Genomic DNA, 18150 nt, shown 5'->3' on the forward strand with positions numbered 1-18150 from the left:
GGTGTGAAACTTGTAATAGATGTCTTGATCAATTTTCAATAATAATTTGCTCTCTGAACACATGGTCACCTGCATAAATATGTAGAAAGTAATTTCCAGGTTGTAAATCTCTGGTATCTAGATGTACCTTGTTATCCTTGGACTCGCCACTGATTACCAGTTTTTCACTTCGATCGAAAACATCCACTTTAAAAACCAACATTCTAGGTTTGTTTATTTGAGGCTTGGCTTGTTCCTCTTGTGGCACCACTGACTTGATTTCAATACCACCATACTCTACAAATAATTCACCATGTGAAGGATTGGGATAGATATTAAAATCACCCGAAGAATACATATACCCACACGGCATGACGGTAATGCCAGTAAAATGAGTCGCTCCACATCCATTGTTGACAGATACTCGGACTGGCCCATATGTATTATTTGAAGAAGGAAGAAAGAATGTTTTGGTATTGTTTGATGTACTCTGAACTGTCCATCCAGACGGGTAAGTCCAATTATATGTGTATCCATTTTGGTGTCCTGTAGGAACATTGGCGGTGAAGGTATATGAATTGCCATTACAAACCATTCCTGGACCAGATACTGAGACCTGCGTTTGATTGAATGGTCCTATCTGAACCGAAAAATTTCTTTTTTCACTGTACCAGAAATCACTTGAGCTCGGTTTTGGTATCATACCTCGAACAGAGATAATATAACTTCCGGAGGGAGTTCCAGCGGGGGCAATTATATTGACTGTTTCATTGTGATCAACTATATTTCCAGCTCCATTAATAGACCAGCCTGCCGGAGCTTCCCATCGGTATGGATAGTGGTAATAACAATTTCCTCCTAAAGAAGGCGGAGGGAAAATGCTAGCTAAAGTAGGACTGGTTATATAGGTGTAGGACTGGCCAGAAGTACACATCGCTGGGCCTGAAATTGGGCTTGGTATGGGTACCCGGGAAGTTGTTGAAACAATTTTTTCTCCTGTATCAAAAAATACTCCACATCCATTAGCTACCACCTTGATTTGATAAGGACCGACATCGGGAAAAGTGTAAGTAAAATTTACACCAGATCCCTGACCCACGAGTGCACTTCCTTTAAATACTTCCCAGTGCAGGGTACACGAATAAATTTCAATTCCAAATGTCTCTTCAAAAGTTCTAGCGGTGTAAGTAACTGATTTATCAGGGCAAACAAAGGTGGATGTTCCCTCGATAACAACATTTACCGCCTGTGCCTGATGAGACAAAAACCATGATACGGCCAGAAGGAAAACAAGCAGGATTTTTGGTCGATTGCAGTAATGGCCGAGAAATGCTATTTTTCGTGTTAGGAAAGTATGTGTTTGTGGCGAGGGGGGGCTAATTTTATTCATAGTAGTGTGGGACTTTTATCAGATAAAACAGAAGGGAATCTAAAGAATGTTTTGTCAAAAACCAAGTCTTTAAGTAAAAAAACTATTTTTTTTTAACTGACTTGATTCAGTTTATACGCTGAAAATCAAGGTAATATGAAGTAGGATTGAAAAAAATAGCTCGGGAAAAATAGGATTTGGTAAGTCCTGATCTAAGGAATCAGCGTCTTGATTGAATTTAGGCTTGGTCATCGGCACAACACTTACATAGCGAATTGATATCCCTTTAAATTGCCAAAAAAATGAAAACCCATGAAAGTTCAAACTGCCCTGAGATTTGAAAAAAAAACTGCTGGACCTTGTCAAAGAAAAAGCGGAAGCTGAAAAGTAAAGCCTGAATAATTACATCGAGTATCTGCTTTATCGTGAAGTCGGGGAAATTCCAAATTCAGAAACTGAAAGGGCCATAGTAGAGGCCCGAAAGGGAGAAAATCCTGAACCCAATACAGACCAGGATAAGTTCTTTAGTGACCTTTGAGGTATCAGCTAATTCCTACCTCGCAGTTTAGATAGAGTTGATTTTCCGCTTTGACCCCCTTAGGCCGTACGCAAGGGATAAAATCTCTCTTGAAGTCCAGTTTTAGCCGGCTTCGCTCTCTCCCGCCTGCCCGCTGGTAAGGCAGGGACGGGCAGGGGTCTTCCTGCCGGATAAACAAAGAATGAATGACTATGGGTATGATTACAGATAATTAAGTAGTTTTTATGAATCCCCGATCCTGCCCCATTTACCCTAGCCGATTTTCTATTGGGATCTTGGTGCTTTTCCCATTAAGCTTGTAAGCCTTGCCCTACGCACTAGTCACCTAACTTTCAACCCATTCTAAAAGTAGCTCTTCCATCGTTGTGTTTGATATTCCAAGCTTTCTGTTTGAATTCTATAATGTCTCACAAGGTGGAGATCATTATATTTAACTCTTAAATTAAAATATCTATGGCCCTATTCAACCTCACTATCAATGGCAAATCCCAACAAGTCGATGTGGATCCGAATACCCCCATGCTTTGGGTATTGAGAGATCACTTGGATTTGGTGGGTACTAAGTTCGGTTGCGGTATCGCCCAATGCGGCGCCTGCACCATTCACTTGGACGGAAATGCAGTGCGTTCCTGTCAGTTGCCGGTTTCGGCAGCAGAAGGTGCACAAGTCACCACCATTGAAGGGCTCTCCGAAAATGGAGATCATCCGGTTCAAAAAGCGTGGATGGAGCATGATGTGCCCCAATGTGGCTATTGCCAAGCGGGACAGATCATGAGCGCCGCGGCACTTTTAGCACAAAATCCAACTCCATCCGATACCGATATCGACAATGCGATGAATGGGAATATCTGCCGCTGCGGAACTTACACCCGAATCATAGCGGCCATTAAAACCGCTTCACAAAACCTCTAAGCTCCGAAAATCATGACTACTGTAAATACCAAAATGAACAGAAGATCCTTCCTGAAAGCCTCGGCTTTGGCAGGAGGTGGAATGATGCTCAGCTTTAGCTGGCTGGCAGGATGCAAGCCGACTGAAGAAGAGGTGTTGGGAATGCCCAAAGAATGGTTTGAATTAAATAGCTATATCAAAATCGGAGAAAACGGAGCGGTTACGCTTTATTCTCCCAACCCGGAATTCGGCTCCAATGTTAAAACCTCTATGCCGATGATTTTGGCAGAGGAACTCGATACGGATTGGAAAAATGTATTCGTAGAGCAAGCTGACTTCTGGCCGACTCGAATCGAGCGTCAATTCACCGGAGGAAGTCAAGGAATTCGACAGGGTTGGACGCCACTTCGAACCGCCGGTGCAACAGCCCGGGCCATGCTGATCGCAGCAGCAGCACAAACCTGGAATGTACCCACTACAGAAATCACTACTTCAGCTGGAATTATTGAACACAAAGGAAGTGGTAAAAAAGCCCACTATGGAGAAGTAGCTTCACTTGCTGCCACCATAGAGGTACCTGAGGAGGTTACGTTAAAGGAGATCTCCAGCTTCAAAATCGTCGGAAACTCCAAAAAGAATGTCGATGGTGCAAAAATCGTAACCGGAAAACCGCTTTTTGGAATTGACCATAAAGTGGAAGGCATGAAGTATGCCGCAATCGTGCATCCTCCTGCTTTCGGGATGAAACTCAAATCTTTTGACAAAAGCTCAGTAAGTAGCATGTCTGGGATTATGGATGTCTTTTCGATCAACTTATTTAAAGACGACTACGGAAGAAATTTCTTTGATACCACCACTTTTCCAGAGATCATCGCCATTGTGGGCAACTCTACTTGGGAGGTGATGCAAGCCAAAAAGTCCTTGGTAGTCGAATGGGACAATGCACCAGAATCCTCCTTCGAAGTAGCGGGATTCGGTGGTCGAGGCAACTCAAAAGTCACAGTACCAGCGGGTCTAGAAAACACCAACCGTCATAAAGAACGAATGGCCGAGTACATCCAGAAACCCGGCAATGTGGTCAGACGAGACGGAGATCCAGAGGGAATGTTTAAAAAAGCTGCCAAAATCATTGAAAAAACTTATAACGCTCCCTTTTTGGCACACAATACCATGGAGCCGATGAACTGCTTCGCAGATGTCAAAGGAGATCGAGCAGTAATCTATGGACCTACCCAAGCACCAGAATTCATTGCCAATACCTTAGCTAGCAGCTTGGGAATTCCGAAGGAAAACATTCAGATCAATCTGGCCCGAATGGGCGGTGGATTTGGTCGGAGAGCGTATAGCCATCACATGACAGAGGCGGCTTTAATTTCCCAAAAAATCCAAGCACCGGTAAAGATGGTCTACACACGCGAAGATGATATGTCAGCGGGGGTGTACCGTCCTACCTATTCTGCCACGTATCGGGCTGCGTTGGATGAAAACAACAACTTGTTGGCCCTGCATGTAAAAGCAGGCGGGATTCCGGAAACTCCCCTTCATGCCAACCGATTCCCAGCCGGAGCCATCGACAATTACTTGGCGGAAGCTTGGCAAATCGAATCCAACATCACTATTGGGGCATTCCGCGCACCGCGATCCAACTTTATCGCAGCAGCTGAGCAAAGCTTCTTGGATGAATTGGCGGAAGTAATGGGCAAAGATCCCATCGAATTCCGTTTGGAATTGCTCAAGCGGGCAGAAACCAATCCGGTAGGGCAAAACAACGATTACGATGCCAAGCGCTATGCGGGAGTTCTCGAACTCGTCCGTGAAAAATCCAATTGGAATGCTCCAGCGGCAGGAGTTCATCGGGGCGTATCGGCTTATTTCTGTCACAATTCCTACGTAGCAGAGGTGGTAGACACCCAAATCGTCGATTCAAAACCTGTAGTTGAAAAAGTCTATGCCGCAGTGGACTGTGGAGTGGTCATCAATCCGGACGCCGCCACCAATATGGGCGAAGGGGCTATTATTGATGGGATTGGCAATGCTTTCTTTGGAGAACTGACCTTTGAAAATGGAGTGCCAAACAAAACGAATTTTGACAAGTACCGAATGATTCGGCAAAAAGAGGCTCCTAAATCAATTGAAATCCACTTTGTGGACAGCAAGGAAGATCCGACTGGTTTGGGAGAACCTTTCTTCCCTCCTGTTTTCGCCGCCCTAGCCAACTCCTTGTACAAGGCAACCGGCAAGCGCTACTACGAGCAGCCTTTTGCGCCGCAGTTGGAGATGGAGAATCTGAAGATGTGATACATGGTTAAAAGTGGTTTGTGAAGACACAAACCACGGCGGAAGAGTAAACCTTTGAGGTTTTCAAAAACCTCGAAGGTTTTAGAAAATATCTGAAACAAAATAGCCCGAGGAGAATTCTTTGGGCTGTTTTTCTTAACCTATTCCAAAGAAAAAGGCAGCCCGAAAGCTGCCCATTTTCCCCATAAAAGTCGCCTAACCTGGGGATTTCGAACTCTACTTCACCCCATATTCAGTAAAGTTCGTTGATTTAAGCCTGAATGATCGCAGACCTTAAGCCGCCACTGTTCAGAATTGCTCCGAATTCGCCGATGATGGATTCGGGTACATTGTTTTCCAAAGCCCCTTCTACCACAGCCTGTATAAAGAGATCATAATCCTCTGCCGTGATCAATCCTGTCATTCTGGAGTTGACAGCAGGATCGTGCGCATCCCGCATGTTCAAACCGTTATAAGTGATATTGGTAGATCCGATGTTGGCTGCAAGGAAGTCTGAAAAGTCTCCCACCAAGGTGGTAAATCCACTGGTGTTTCCTGCTCCTACCTCGTTGAGAAGAACGGTAAAGTAAGGCTGCAAGTCATCGTATTTTCCACCTTCATTTGTGGCAATCACCAAAACTGTAGAAGTCACAACAGCCCTAAGCGGCAAGTAGCCGGCTTCTATCAATTGTCCTGCATTATCCGGGTCAGCGACCAAGCCTGAACCACCCAATCGGGTATAAAGGTCCAATTCCTCGTTGTCATCACGCTGTACGATAGGAGCTCTTACAGATTCCAAAAGCTCTGCCACGGGGCCCAGTACTGAAGGACTGGTGATTCCTGCTTCTGCAGCACCTGCTACCACTGCCTCAATGAAAAGATCATAATCCGCATTGTTTATCAATCCATTCATTCTCGGATTGGTAGAATTGTGCGCATCAGCCATGTTCAATCCCGTGTATTGGAAGTTTCTGGAGCCAGTGGCTTCTGCCAAGAATCGGGTAAAATCGTCTACCAGGGTAGTAAATCCGGATAAATCATTTCTACCGACTTCATTGAGCAGCACTGAGAAGTAAGGCTGCAAATCGTCGTACTTACCTTGTTCATTAGTAGCGATTTCCAACACCGTATTGGTCACGACGGTGCGTAGGTTTAGAAATCCCTGCTCGATCATCTGTCCAGGGTTGTTGGGATCTTGCACCATGGTTTCCCCACCCAATTCGGTAGAATAAAACGAGGTGTCCATGGGTGGCATGGGCTCATCTTCCCCGCAAGCGAAAAAGACAAAAACTCCCAATACCCAAAGCTTTGCAAAAGAATAATTTTTGAGATTCATAGTTGTTAAAGTTTAGTAAATATGGATTGAAATAGACTTCCTAACTGATAGGTGAAACTATCCTTGGGAATGGCCGGACAGCTACTGGCCAATTCCTCTGCACTGGGACGGTATAGACTGGCGGAAACTTGGAGCTTTTCTCCCAGCTCCCCTGCCAACTCATCCCCGCTCACCTGCTTGCGATCGTAGAGCAAAATAAAATGACCTTGCTCCCTGTTGATTCGAAAAGCCCGGATGTAAGGCCTTTGGAGATACTCTTCCTGAACCGCCTCCACTCGTGTAGAATCCAGATCGGGACTCACTTCAATTTTCCCCATGGACCAATTGGGCCCATCGGACATCCCTTTTCCCGTCACCTGATAGATGTGTACTCCCAATACCACCAGGAGCACCAAAACAATTGAACCTGCTGTTAGAATAATTTTTTTGATCATGGCTGATACATTTTTTTTGGACATACGAGGCAACAGCTGAATCTGGATTGAGGGAACTTTGAAAATTTTTGAATTAATTTTTAAAACAAGCCATGCAGCTCAGACAATGCAGCGCAGGCTGAATCCGCACCTGATTCAATGTTTCTCTGCTCCAATCTGTTAAGTGAAAGAGTCGGTATTGGATTCTTCCGTCTTTTACCGACAGGTGGTTTTCGCAATTGAACACATTCCCCTCCCAATCTACCGTCAAAGATTCCTGGCAAGGCAGATTGGAATGAGAATGATGCCCGGCATGGGAGAACAACTCTTGAAGATGCTCCAATTCCTGCCCCTCTTGCACTAAGCAGGATTGTTGTCTCCCTACCGGGGCATACATTTTCTCATCAAATGAGCTAAAGACCAATCCCATCTTGGTGGCCCAGGAATCCATGAATTCTTTGGAAGATTCGGTTCCGGGATGTTTTCTATGATTCCAAATCAAATCCAGGTGGAGTGAAGCATGGGTGCCATATCCCAGCCGATTGAAATATCTAGTGACAGACTGAAACGTTTTGTAAGAACCCGGTCCACGGAGTAAATCCATCTCGTCCCCATCCAAGGTCGGCACATGGACGACCAGGCTAACCTCATTTTCCTTTAAAAAATTGGGCAAAGAGCTCCGGAATCCGGGGTTTTTCATGGAGGTGATGTGCGTATGGAGGACCAGTCGGGTTTGTGGACTCCTTTCTCTGATTTGTCTGACCAGCCATCGGAAATAAGGAGTCAGCTCAGGGGCTCCGCCTTTGAAGATCACTTCCTCAAAGTTTTCCCTTTCGATCAGTGCCGCCACTTGATGTACCACATCGTAGCGCATAAAATCCGCACTTTGGGGCTGGGCATCATGAGGACAAAAGGTGCAGGAATGATTGCAGACCTTACCCAGAAAAAGTTGGAGCTTGGCAATGGACTGTGGGGCAGGGAGTGGGTGCTTGGTAATAAAATCCGCCAAGTGATTCATGGACAGCCCTGCTTTGCCCGATTCAAAAGCTTGTTTTCTCGCTGTTTTGTGATGGTTTACCGATCTTTCCTGCATCATTTCCGAATTTGGAAGGAGGTACGAAGTGGAAAGGGGATTTGGATTGAGTGGAAGGAAAATTCAGAAATTACTTCAAATTCAGAGGATTGTTAGCCCACTTTTCAAGAAAGGCTCATTGAGCAAAGGAAGGGAAATGGCTTTGTTTATAAAATCAATCATTTAAAACTAACTTTTAATTCAATTTTTATATTTTCAAAAATTCAAAACAATCAGCCTATTTAATTCCAATTGACCTTCATGAAATTCCTTCCTACCCTAGTCTTATTTTTTACTTCAAACCTGCTCTTTTCCCAGGTTCAGATCGTAGCCGAACAAGATCAGGAAAGAAATCTGACCCTGATGTCCTTCAATAAAGAAGCAATTCCCTACACGATCGAAATTCGATTCAACAAACTGGAAAACTTGGAATCTCCGGAGGGAGAGCTCCTATTCAAGGTTGCAAAGCCAGGAAAAAGCATTCTCGTCAAGTTGCTGTCCATATACGGAAATGTAAATACCTCCTTCAACTACAACACGAAATTATACAAAGGCGATTTTCAGAATAAAGTCCTCTCCTTGGGGCCTTACCTGCTACCTGTGGAAGAAGGGACTGTAGTGGACATGAGGCCTCTTTCGGTAAATAATCAGTCTTCTAAAACTACTCCCTACACAGGAGTTGGAATTTACTTTCACTCCGAGACCAAAGTCTGCGCCCCGAAAAAAGGAATCATTTCAGAGGTCCAGATGAACCAAGAAGAAGGGGAAGCTGGACTTGATGATTTTTCCAAAGAAAACTACATCGAAATCTACCACCAAGACGGTACGTTCACCCGACTTTCAGGACTTCAGAAGTCCTCTGCTTCCGTAGAAGTAGGAGAAATAGTCATTCCAGGCCAGGTAATTGGAATCTCTTCTGTTCAGACCTCTTCCCAAAAACATCATGTGAAAATGATCCAAAGTAGATGGGAAATACAAACCCAAGGAGTGATGTGGATCAATTTTCCGGTGAATATTTTTGCTGGAGGAGAGGAAGTATCTACTGAATCCATAGCAAGTCAATTAACCTCCTCCCATCCTGAGGAACTGATTATCAAGGAACTGGATAAAAAAGAACTGAAAAAGTATTCTGGAAAATAATTGGCTTACTCTAAGTTTTATTTTTTTAACCTTCCAAAAGCTTAATACTAAAAAAGACTGCATCTCATACCCAATGCAGTCTTTTTAATGAAAAGATAGAGCAAAAACTGATTATAATAGTCAAATTACGGACTTATACCAAACAAGTTGGTTATCTAATTTACCTACCTCTTCTTACCTCCCAATCTAAACTCATATCCAAAAAGCAAGGCGGTATAATGTCCTCCAAAATGATGATTCGCTGTATGCCTTCCTCCTTTAAACTCCAAATGATAATAACTTTCAGTATAAAAGTCTCTATCTGGTGCTAGGGCAAAGACAGCCGAAACAGAAAATTGGTGGCGATTATACTTTTTATATATGCTCAATTCTGGGCGGATGTGATGAATGAATTGATATTCAGAGGCGAAAACCTCAACATCTCTAATATAGATGGAACGATCCTCTACATTTCCAGTGATCTCATCTCTAATAGTTGAATAGCCAATAATTGGAAATCCATTCTCATCCATTTGATATCTTTCTCTATTTTTTTCCCATGCATTACTTCCAGTTATCCCAAAAGCTAGTTTAGAAATAATTCCAAAACCTGAATTTCCAAAAGGGATTTCGTAATCCAAGCCCACAAAGAATTGAGGGGTCACCCCGCTGGTTCCAAAGTTATTGCCCCGTTGTCCCTGAAATCTCATTCCGGAAACAAGATTATTAATCCCTCCTATGGCAAATAGGGATACTCTTTTGTAGAAATTGAATCGTCCATAAACTTGAATATTCACCCCCCCCATTCCTTGGGCTTCAAATTCAGGAATTTGCTCATAGGAAATTCGAGTATATCCGGATAACTGGGTTCTACCTGCCTGAATTCCAAGAGACCACTTGCTTTCTTGACCTTGAGTGTAAGTGCTAAGCAGGGTAAAAATGAAAATAATAGTGGCTAGTTTTCTTTTCATTGATGCTAGCGAATAATGGGAGTCAATCTAAATTCAAAAGGTATAGCATTGTTGCCCGCCTGTGCCCCACCAATTCGGCCTCTGAAAATCATATTCAGATTAACTTGAGTCAGTCTTCGACCTGCTTCATGATGAATCTTTTGTACTTTTTGGGTATTAGCCGGCTGAGGCCCGCATCCCTGACAATCCGAATAGCATGCATCAAGTGTAACGGTAGATCGGTTTTTAGGTGTGAAACTTCCCCAATAAGATATCGAAGCAAAAGGATCCTCGAGCGGCCCAAAGGCACTGGACGCATCATTTAATCTATCGTAATGCTCCAGTTCAGATTTCAGCCTAAAGTAAACAGCGGCTGCTTGATACGCATGTTTTGCTCGTATTCTGTATTGGCGATTTCCAATAACCTCATCGCGACTCCATTCTTCTTGTCTATCAACTGATGGATTGGGGTTAATAGTTTCAGGTCTGTAAGGCAAATTCAATCCTGGTTTTGGAGTACCCGTCGCACACTCTTGTATTCTCAGGTTAGAATGGAAAAGAGAATTTGCGGAATCTTCCCAGTGGCCTGTAGCTTGGTTATCGTCAAACAGGATGCTTAGCAGTTCGTCATCAAAGGAATACACTTGAATACTTTCATCCTCATAGGCATTACTCCTCAGCAGAAATACTTTACTTTCATCCTTGGTCACGGCGGCCTTTCTGTCCACAAAATCCAAGACGATAAAATATTCTCCAATAGCTACAAGCCCGTCCTGATCCAGCATTTTCAAAAGAGGAGTATCCAAAAAATCAGCCAATGCTGACTGTTCTTCCTCTGAAACCCTGAGATTCGATCCTCTATTCCCTTCTGCCAAGGAAAATAAGCTTACAAAGGATTCGTCGCCTTCAAAAGGATAATCCTTTACCCCTAGCATAAAATTTTCAAGATTTGATCATTTGGAAAATGCAAAATGCCATCCTTCAGTTTGATCACCTCCGGTTCGATTGCATTTAAATCAAATCCATCGGAGGCCTCTTGACACCCCCCCCCCAATTAAAATTGCAATTAAAGCCATTCCGAAGTAGGAATGAATCAAAGATTTTTTCATAAAATTTTGTTTAAAAGTTTAAGTGAAGGTAATTGCCGAAATTCACATATCCAATAGGCCGAAACTTAAATCTTATCTTTTTTATTTTAGTTTGAAAACTTTAACATTCTTTCAGAAAACATAAATACCTACTCGGTTACACATTGATTTTTGATACATTAGAATTTTATAATCTGAAAAATCAAATTTGATTTTCTCATAATTCGCATTTACCTAAAGAAAAAGATCAAAGTTTTTAATCCATCTTTCATGTTTATGCCCTCCGTTTTTTAAAGAAGGAATGATTGGTTTGAATTGACTAGCAATGCCCCTCCCATCTGAATACGCAAATGAACTAAAAGAAAAACCAATTTGAGTAGTAGAACTATTTGGCCAGCTCAATTAGTTTATGAGCCACGTGGATATTTTCATAAATCCCTCTAAAAAGACCCGAATGCGGTCCATAAGCAAAAATCGGCACCAAAATCCCGGTATGATCATCGCTGTGAAATCCTAATTCCACCTCTCCTTTTTCCACATTTCCTTGCGGAATGGATACTCCTCCTGTCTCGTGATCAGCAGTAATCAGAAGTAAGGTACCGGGATTCTGATCCGCAAAGCGCATCATCTCCCCGATCAGCCGATCAAAATCCAGCATTTCTGTCACGATCGTGGAAGTACTATTGGAATGGCCTCCTGAATCGATCATGGCCGACTCGATCACCAGGAAAAAGGGAGTTTTCTTTTGGCCAAAAAACTGAAGAGCTTCCACGGCACTTTGGGTAAGAAAATCCCCCCGGCCTTTTTCCATGCTTGGATTAGAACCCGGAGAAGAAAAATAGGCAATTCGATCAGCCCCCATTTCACCCAATCCTTCGAGCTGATCGACCAGTATAAACCCTTCCTTGACCAACTCTGATTGTAAAGGAGAAAAAGTATTTTTCCCTCCACCAATTACCAGACTCAAGGCGCTTTTCGGCAAAAAAGCAGCAATCTGATCGGTATCATCCCGCTCCGGATGGTGGGCATAGAACGCTGCCGGAGTGGCCCCGGTAATTTGATCCGTGGTGATGATTCCTGCGGAAAAGCCCCTTTCAGCCAATATTTCAGGCAAATTTCTCAATCGCTCTCCATCAGGACCAACTCCCAAAGCCCGATTATTGGTTTTTTGCCCAGTGGCAAAAGCTGTGGCCCCTGCCGCAGAATCGGTGGTAAAATCATCCGCAGCCTGAGTTTTGATCAGCCCCATATTTTTGATTTGTGCCAGATTCAGGTTTCCTCCATTGGCAAAAAGTGCAGCGGAAATCTGGGCCAGTCCATTGCCGTCCCCGATCAGCAAAATGATGTTTCGTATAGGCGCATCCAATCCGTCCGACGCAAAGCTGGGGTTATAGACCGAATAAATCGAATCAGTTGCATAGACCCTCTGATTCAAGGAGGCCAAATATTCCTGAGCAGCTTTGGGTTGGTCCGTATTGATAAAATCCACCCCCAAATCTTGAAAAGCTCTCCAGGCCGTCTTGCTATCCGGAGACCCCCAAAAACGCACCGGCTTTCCAAAGCTGTGAACCAAAGAAATAAAGTCTTCCAAGCCCTTCCGATCCTTCTCGACCAGTCTCCCTTTGCCATTCCAAACCGAAAACTGACGAAAACTAAGGCTCACCATTCCTATTTTCTCCCAAGGCAGATCCGGAGAGAGGTTTTTGCTTTGATAGTCAAAAAATATCCATTCGGGATATTTGTCGTAATCCTCCGGCTTGGGTCTATTGCCTGAAACAATCAGCCGGAGACCTGCTGGGTTTTGAGACGAGAAAAGCAGGGGAGAATAAGGGGAGACCTCCTTTATTACCTGCTCCAAGGTAGCATAGGCTTCCGTTTTGCAATCCACCAAAAGATGAAAGCCAAACTCGTCAATCATTCCTAATTCCACCGCCCTTTGGATCGGGTCTAAATATAAAGATCGAAGCGTCCTTTCGGGCTGAATGCTTTCTTTTTCATGGGCAACCACCAAACTTCCCTCTTGCAGCATTACATCTACTTCGATGGAGGCAGCACCTGCTCCAAAAGCTTCCCAAAAAGGTACTTTTTGGAGGTAATCATTGTGGGAGTGAAGTCTGAAGGTTTGCTGAGCAAGAAGTCCTGCCTGAGTAAAAGTCAGAAGGAAGAAAAATGGCAAAAGGATTTTTTTCATAGCTAAAATTAAGTCCCCGATCCTTAAATCCAGAAAGCTAAGGGCAGAAATACTCAACCTTAACAAAAGGATAAAAATGGTTTCAAGTCTTTCCCTTTGGTAACAAAAACTTGATAGAAGGGTAAATCCCTTTCCGCCTAAATCATGGATATTGGTGGTTCGGTATTCTAACTCAAAAAATGAAACACATTTCCCTCTGCCTGGTGATTTTTTGGTTTTCGCTTTCGGCAACAGCCCAAAAACTGAACGAAACCCAAGTAATCGGAAGTCACAACAGCTACAAAAGTGATATGCCCCGCCCGATTTTGGACTACCTCAGCAAGGTGAACCCGGGGGCAGCCCAAAGTCTGGAATATGCCCATATCCCGCTCTCTGATCAGTTGGACTTGGGATTGAGAAATCTGGAGTTGGACGTATTTCATGATCCTGAAGGTGGCCGCTATGCTCGGCCCAAAGGCTTGGCTATGCTGCCAGAGGGGACCATTTACGATCCCAACAAAGACCTGGAAAAACCCGGTCTAAAGCTGTTTCATGTACAGGATTTGGATTTTATGTCTCATCATCTTCTTTTCAAAAACGCCCTATTGGAACTCAAATCCTGGAGTGAAGCCCATCCGGACCACCATCCTGTATTTGTTTTGATCAACGCCAAAGACGGACAAGTTCCGATGACCATCGCTCCTCTGCCCTTTTCCTCAGCTGCCTTGGACAGCATTGATTTAGAGGTCAAAACCCACCTCGGATTGGACAAATTAATCACGCCTGATCAAGTTCGGGGAAAATATGCCAGTCTCGAAGAGGCGGTACTGGCCGGAAACTGGCCGGAAATAGATGAAGTGAGAGGTAAATTTCTTTTTGTCCTGGACGAAAGCGAAGAAAAGATCCGGCGCTATCTCCAAGCCAAACCCAAGCTGGAAAATGCAGCTCTTTTTGTCAATCTCAAGGAAGGCAATCCCGAGGCTGGCTTCCGCATCATCAACAACCCCGTCACTCAGGAAGAATACATCCAAGAACTGGTCCAAAAAGGATATCTGATCAGAACCCGGGCCGACTCGGATACCAAACAGGCTCGGACAGGAGATTACAGTCAGTTTGAAAAGGCAAAAGCTTCAGGTGCTCAAGTGATTTCGACGGATTATTACTTGCCCTCCGGATTTTTCGAATCGGACTATTCGGTAAAGTTTGAAAATCAATCGTACCAAAGGCCCAACCCAGTCTTGATTAAAAAGTGAAGTATCCCCGACTGTTTGCAGCCTTGATGAAAGCAGGCATCTTGGTCTCCTGCCCATCCTCTTGGACTCTTGCCCAGTCTGTGACGGATGTGAAGGTGGCTTTTCTGGCAGATATCCACTTGCAAGATGTCTACGGAGACTTTGAATCCCAGGAATTTAAAGGCGTCCTAAACCAGAAAACCGGTCAAATGGCCACGATTAGGACGATGGAAAGCCAACTGAATTCCACCCGTCTTTTCAACGAAAATTATTTTGCACTCCTCAGCGCCTTGGAGGATCTCAGGAGAAAGAGAATTCAATGGGTGGTCCTTCCGGGTGATTTTACCGATGACGGCCAACCCATGAACGTCTTGGCTTTGAGCCGGATTTTAAAGGAATACAACCAAAGGTATGGGATGCGTTTTTTCCTGACTACTGGGAATCACGACCCCGTATATCCCTATGGAGGACCAGATGGGAAAAGAGACTTTCTGGGCGAAAAAGGCCAAAATCAGGCGGTATTCAGCGATCCTTCCCTTGTATCTGATTCGAGTGCAGCGATCAGTCCACCCTTAGCCAATTGGGGGTATTTTGAGCTCATTGATCCACTTCAATCCTTCGGGTTTAGTCAAGATCCGGAAGACATTTTCTGGACTCACCCATTTTTGGACTGGGATTATGAAGGCTATTCGTATGAACCTATCCGGGAAAAGGCCGGAATGGATCATCGCCTCTTTGCCGATCCCCTATCCGGTTTCCTGCTTCCAGATGCCAGCTACTTGGTAGAACCAATTCCCGGATTATGGCTTTTGGCGATAGACGCCAATGTATACACTTATTCGGGGCCTACAGAAAGGATGGATTCTTCAGCCTGGAGAGGGTCTTCCCTCGGGTTCAATGTTGCTGTAGCCAGCAAAGAGCACCAGCTGAACTGGATCCGAAAAGTGAGTCAGGAAGCCAAAGCAAGAGGAAAAACATTGATTTCTTTCAGCCACTATCCCTTGGCAGATTTTCACCAGGACCGATCGGCAGAAATGGCCCTGCTTTTTGGTGCCGGAAAGTTGCAGCTGGCTCGGGTCCCGCTTCCGGATGTTTCCAAGCTGTATGCCGAAGCCGGCATACGGGTTCATTTTGCCGGTCATATGCACATCAACGACACCGGAAAACTAGCTCAGGCTGACTCCACGGTATTGATCAATATCCAAGTACCTTCTCTGGCAGCCTTCCCTCCTGCCTACAAGACATTTCACCTTCTAGATTCATCTACTATGCACATTCAAACTCATCTCATTCAGCACGCAGACCGATTTGACGAGTTCTTCGATCTTTATCGGATGGAGCATCAATGGCTTAATCAAAAGGCGAGCTCCAAAACCTGGAACCTGAAAATCCTGGATGCGGAAAATTACCTCGAATACACCCAAATGCATTTGCAGGAGTTAATCCGGCTCAGGTTTTCAGAATCGGATTGGCCTGAGCGATTGAAAAATCTTCTTCAGGGAATCAGCCTTCAGCAAGTGAAAACCTGGCTGAATACTCCTGTGGAAAAAAGAGAAGCCTTGCTGGATAAAATGTATGATGAAAATCAGAAAGCAAAGCAAAAAGGGTTTCTGCTGGAGGATTTTTACCTCATCAAAAACGGAGGAGACTTGGGAATGGGGCAAATCCCGCAGGAGAGGGCAGAACTCTACCTCCAGCTGCCCAATCGAAGGCTTTCCTCCTTGGACTCTTCCCTAAATGGGCAATTTTCTTCTTTTTTAAGGATTCTGGGAGGATTGAGTACAGGTTTACCCTCGGATGATTTCTTTCTTGATCTGCAGGATTTGAGTATCCGAAGATCCGGATCACTCAATTAATTGTTATCTTTTCAGGATAGGAAAAAAGCCGAACGGAATCCGTTCGGCTTTTTAGGATTTACAACCTATAAGAAATTAATAACCTGGGTTCTGAACCAAGAATCCCTCAATATTGGAAGCTCCGTCGATGGCTCGCTGAGGGATAGGAAACAGGCGCTTGTTGGGATCGCGATCTGTTTTTTCCGTCCAGCTGTCTTCGTATTTTCCAAAGCGGATTTGATAGACTCTTCTCAAGCCTTCCCAGTACAGTTCAAATCCAGACTCTCTGAACAGAATATCCAAATCGATGGAATTGAGTGCTGCAGGGGTCTGTGCAGGCCTGGCATTTCTGGAAGTTCGGAGAGCATTCACATCACTCAAAGCACCGGCATTGTCCCCTTTACGCAGTTTGGCTTCGGCACGCATCAGATAGATTTCACCCAATCTGAGCAGAACGATGTCCACACTGCTGTTGCTGCAACAGTTGGGTGCTGTTCGGCTAAACTGATATTTTGAAAAGCGGTGTCCGGTATTGTGAAGACTGCCTTCATTGGTAAAGTCCACCTGAAAGTTGTGGTCAACGTATCGGATGTTTGCTCCTGAGCTTCTGCGGTTGATTACCGGATAGATTCTGACTTTGCCATCTCCACAAAGGAGGATGTTTCCGCTTTCGTCTTTCCTTGGCCCCCAAATGATCCCTCTGAGAATTCCACGGTCCATTTCAAAGTCCAAAGCGTCTACACAATAGAAATGATCGGAATCATTGGTTGGGTTTACTCCAGTGAGGTCTCTCAGATTCTCAGGAATGATGGTGTTTTCCTGAAAAAAGCGGGCATCGGCATCAGCTGGATCCACATCTCCATAAGCGTCATACCAAGATTGGATAAAGTCCGGAGTCGCAGCCACTGCATCCGTGCCTCGGGTATTCGGAAATTCCGGTCTCGGGATCTGATCACCGGAGATAGACCAATATTGCCAACGGCTATGCTCAGTCTGCAAAACACCCCGCTGATCTAGGGAGAAGATGACTTCCGGATTGGTGTCATTGTCGTCGTTGAAGATGGCAAAATATTCCGGAGACAAAGAAAAAGGACCATTGATGATATTGGAAGTGTATTCGATTACTTTGTCGAGATCTTCGGTTCTAAAATTTGGCGTTCCGTAGGGATCCCGGTACACGGCTGCATTGAGATACAAGCGAGCCAAAAGCCCTTCCACCGCATATTTGTTCATTCGGCCAGGACCATTGGTTCCGCTGATCACATTGACTACAGAAAGCAGTTCTGCTTCCAGGTAATCGACAGCCTCTTGCCCTCTGAGGATTTCCGATTGTTGATCCGAGCGGTCTTTTCTGAAGACTAAACCCCAATTGTCCAAAGCCAGCATGTTGAGGTAAGCTTTGATGGCTACCATCTCATACAGGGGGTTTTGAGCAGCAGTATTGCCATTTTCCACCTCCAAGCTTAACTGCTCCTTTGCAGCTACTGCACGTGACAAGCCCAAGGTGATGAAGGTCCAGGAATCTCCAACCAAACTATTGCCCGGAGTCATTAAGTGCTGATGTACGGCAATGAATTTTCCACCGTCAAACCAATCTGTGCCTCCCCGATATGGGAGAATGCCCTCGTCTGAGGCCACTTCCTGCAATCCAAAATTGGTCGTATGCAACCATACCTGCCGAAGCATTCCGTATACCGGCGCAATAGAACCGCTCACGATCTCCGCCTGACCTGTACCGGTAAGGGATTCGTCGAGAATCTCTTCTTCCAAAGTAGTACAACTCAGAAATGTGACAAAAAACAAGATCACGGGTATTATTTTTTTACTGATTAAGGTCTTCATTTTTCTGATAATTAAATGTTTGAATACTTGTCTTGATCC

The 18150-nt window shown here is 44.5% G+C and carries 13 protein-coding genes; 5 read left to right on the forward strand and 8 right to left on the reverse strand.

Going from position 1 to position 18150, the window contains the following annotated elements; genetic code table 11:
• Positions 1-28: 28 nt before the first annotated feature.
• Complete coding sequence (locus AAA943_RS02330) at positions 29-1369, reverse strand: T9SS type A sorting domain-containing protein (protein WP_338222633.1); 1341 nt, start codon at positions 1367-1369, stop codon at positions 29-31.
• A gap of 970 nt (positions 1370-2339) precedes the next feature.
• Between AAA943_RS02330 and AAA943_RS02335 the strand changes: the two genes are divergently transcribed.
• The gene (locus tag AAA943_RS02335) at positions 2340-2798 is read left to right on the forward strand and encodes a (2Fe-2S)-binding protein (protein ID WP_338222634.1); all 459 of its coding nucleotides are present in this window, start codon (positions 2340-2342) and stop codon (positions 2796-2798) included.
• A gap of 12 nt (positions 2799-2810) precedes the next feature.
• The gene (locus AAA943_RS02340; protein WP_338222635.1) at positions 2811-5075 is read left to right on the forward strand and encodes a molybdopterin cofactor-binding domain-containing protein; all 2265 of its coding nucleotides are present in this window, start codon (positions 2811-2813) and stop codon (positions 5073-5075) included.
• Positions 5076-5325: 250 nt separating this feature from the next.
• Here AAA943_RS02340 and AAA943_RS02345 read toward each other — a convergent pair whose 3' ends face one another.
• The 3 genes from AAA943_RS02345 to AAA943_RS02355 form a co-directional block, all read right to left on the reverse strand.
• On the reverse strand, positions 5326-6390 hold the full coding sequence (locus AAA943_RS02345) for a globin family protein (protein ID WP_338222636.1): 1065 nt from the start codon (positions 6388-6390) through the stop codon (positions 5326-5328).
• A 5-nt stretch (positions 6391-6395) separates the two neighbouring features.
• Complete coding sequence (locus tag AAA943_RS02350) at positions 6396-6824, reverse strand: heavy-metal-associated domain-containing protein (RefSeq protein ID WP_338222637.1); 429 nt, start codon at positions 6822-6824, stop codon at positions 6396-6398.
• A gap of 73 nt (positions 6825-6897) precedes the next feature.
• Positions 6898-7899 carry a radical SAM protein gene (locus AAA943_RS02355; protein WP_338222638.1) on the reverse strand — a complete coding sequence of 334 codons (1002 nt, stop codon included), beginning with the start codon at positions 7897-7899 and terminating at the stop codon, positions 6898-6900.
• A 237-nt stretch (positions 7900-8136) separates the two neighbouring features.
• On the opposite strand from AAA943_RS02355, the gene AAA943_RS02360 reads away from it, so the two are divergent.
• Positions 8137-9015 carry a M23 family metallopeptidase gene (locus AAA943_RS02360; protein ID WP_338222639.1) on the forward strand — a complete coding sequence of 293 codons (879 nt, stop codon included), beginning with the start codon at positions 8137-8139 and terminating at the stop codon, positions 9013-9015.
• Positions 9016-9179: 164 nt separating this feature from the next.
• Here AAA943_RS02360 and AAA943_RS02365 read toward each other — a convergent pair whose 3' ends face one another.
• The 3 genes from AAA943_RS02365 to AAA943_RS02375 form a co-directional block, all read right to left on the reverse strand.
• Positions 9180-9965 carry a hypothetical protein gene (locus tag AAA943_RS02365; RefSeq protein WP_338222640.1) on the reverse strand — a complete coding sequence of 262 codons (786 nt, stop codon included), beginning with the start codon at positions 9963-9965 and terminating at the stop codon, positions 9180-9182.
• Positions 9966-9970: 5 nt separating this feature from the next.
• Positions 9971-10879, reverse strand: coding sequence for a hypothetical protein (locus tag AAA943_RS02370; RefSeq protein WP_338222641.1), 909 nt, complete (start codon positions 10877-10879; stop codon positions 9971-9973).
• A 538-nt stretch (positions 10880-11417) separates the two neighbouring features.
• Entirely contained in the window at positions 11418-13223 is a 1806-nt protein-coding gene (locus AAA943_RS02375) for an alkaline phosphatase (RefSeq protein ID WP_338222642.1), read from the reverse strand.
• 179 nt (positions 13224-13402) lie between these two features.
• On the opposite strand from AAA943_RS02375, the gene AAA943_RS02380 reads away from it, so the two are divergent.
• Positions 13403-14455, forward strand: a complete 1053-nt coding sequence (locus AAA943_RS02380; protein WP_338222643.1) for a phosphatidylinositol-specific phospholipase C1-like protein — start codon at positions 13403-13405, stop codon at positions 14453-14455.
• Complete coding sequence (locus AAA943_RS02385; protein ID WP_338222644.1) at positions 14452-16290, forward strand: metallophosphoesterase; 1839 nt, start codon at positions 14452-14454, stop codon at positions 16288-16290. Before AAA943_RS02380 ends, AAA943_RS02385 begins: the two co-directional genes overlap by 4 nt.
• A gap of 75 nt (positions 16291-16365) precedes the next feature.
• Here the strand turns inward: AAA943_RS02385 and AAA943_RS02390 are convergent, their stop codons facing one another.
• Entirely contained in the window at positions 16366-18111 is a 1746-nt protein-coding gene (locus tag AAA943_RS02390) for a RagB/SusD family nutrient uptake outer membrane protein (RefSeq protein WP_338222645.1), read from the reverse strand.
• Positions 18112-18150: the final 39 nt, after the last annotated feature.

Source organism: Algoriphagus confluentis (genome assembly GCF_036245625.1).
Lineage (GTDB): Bacteria > Bacteroidota > Bacteroidia > Cytophagales > Cyclobacteriaceae > Algoriphagus > Algoriphagus confluentis.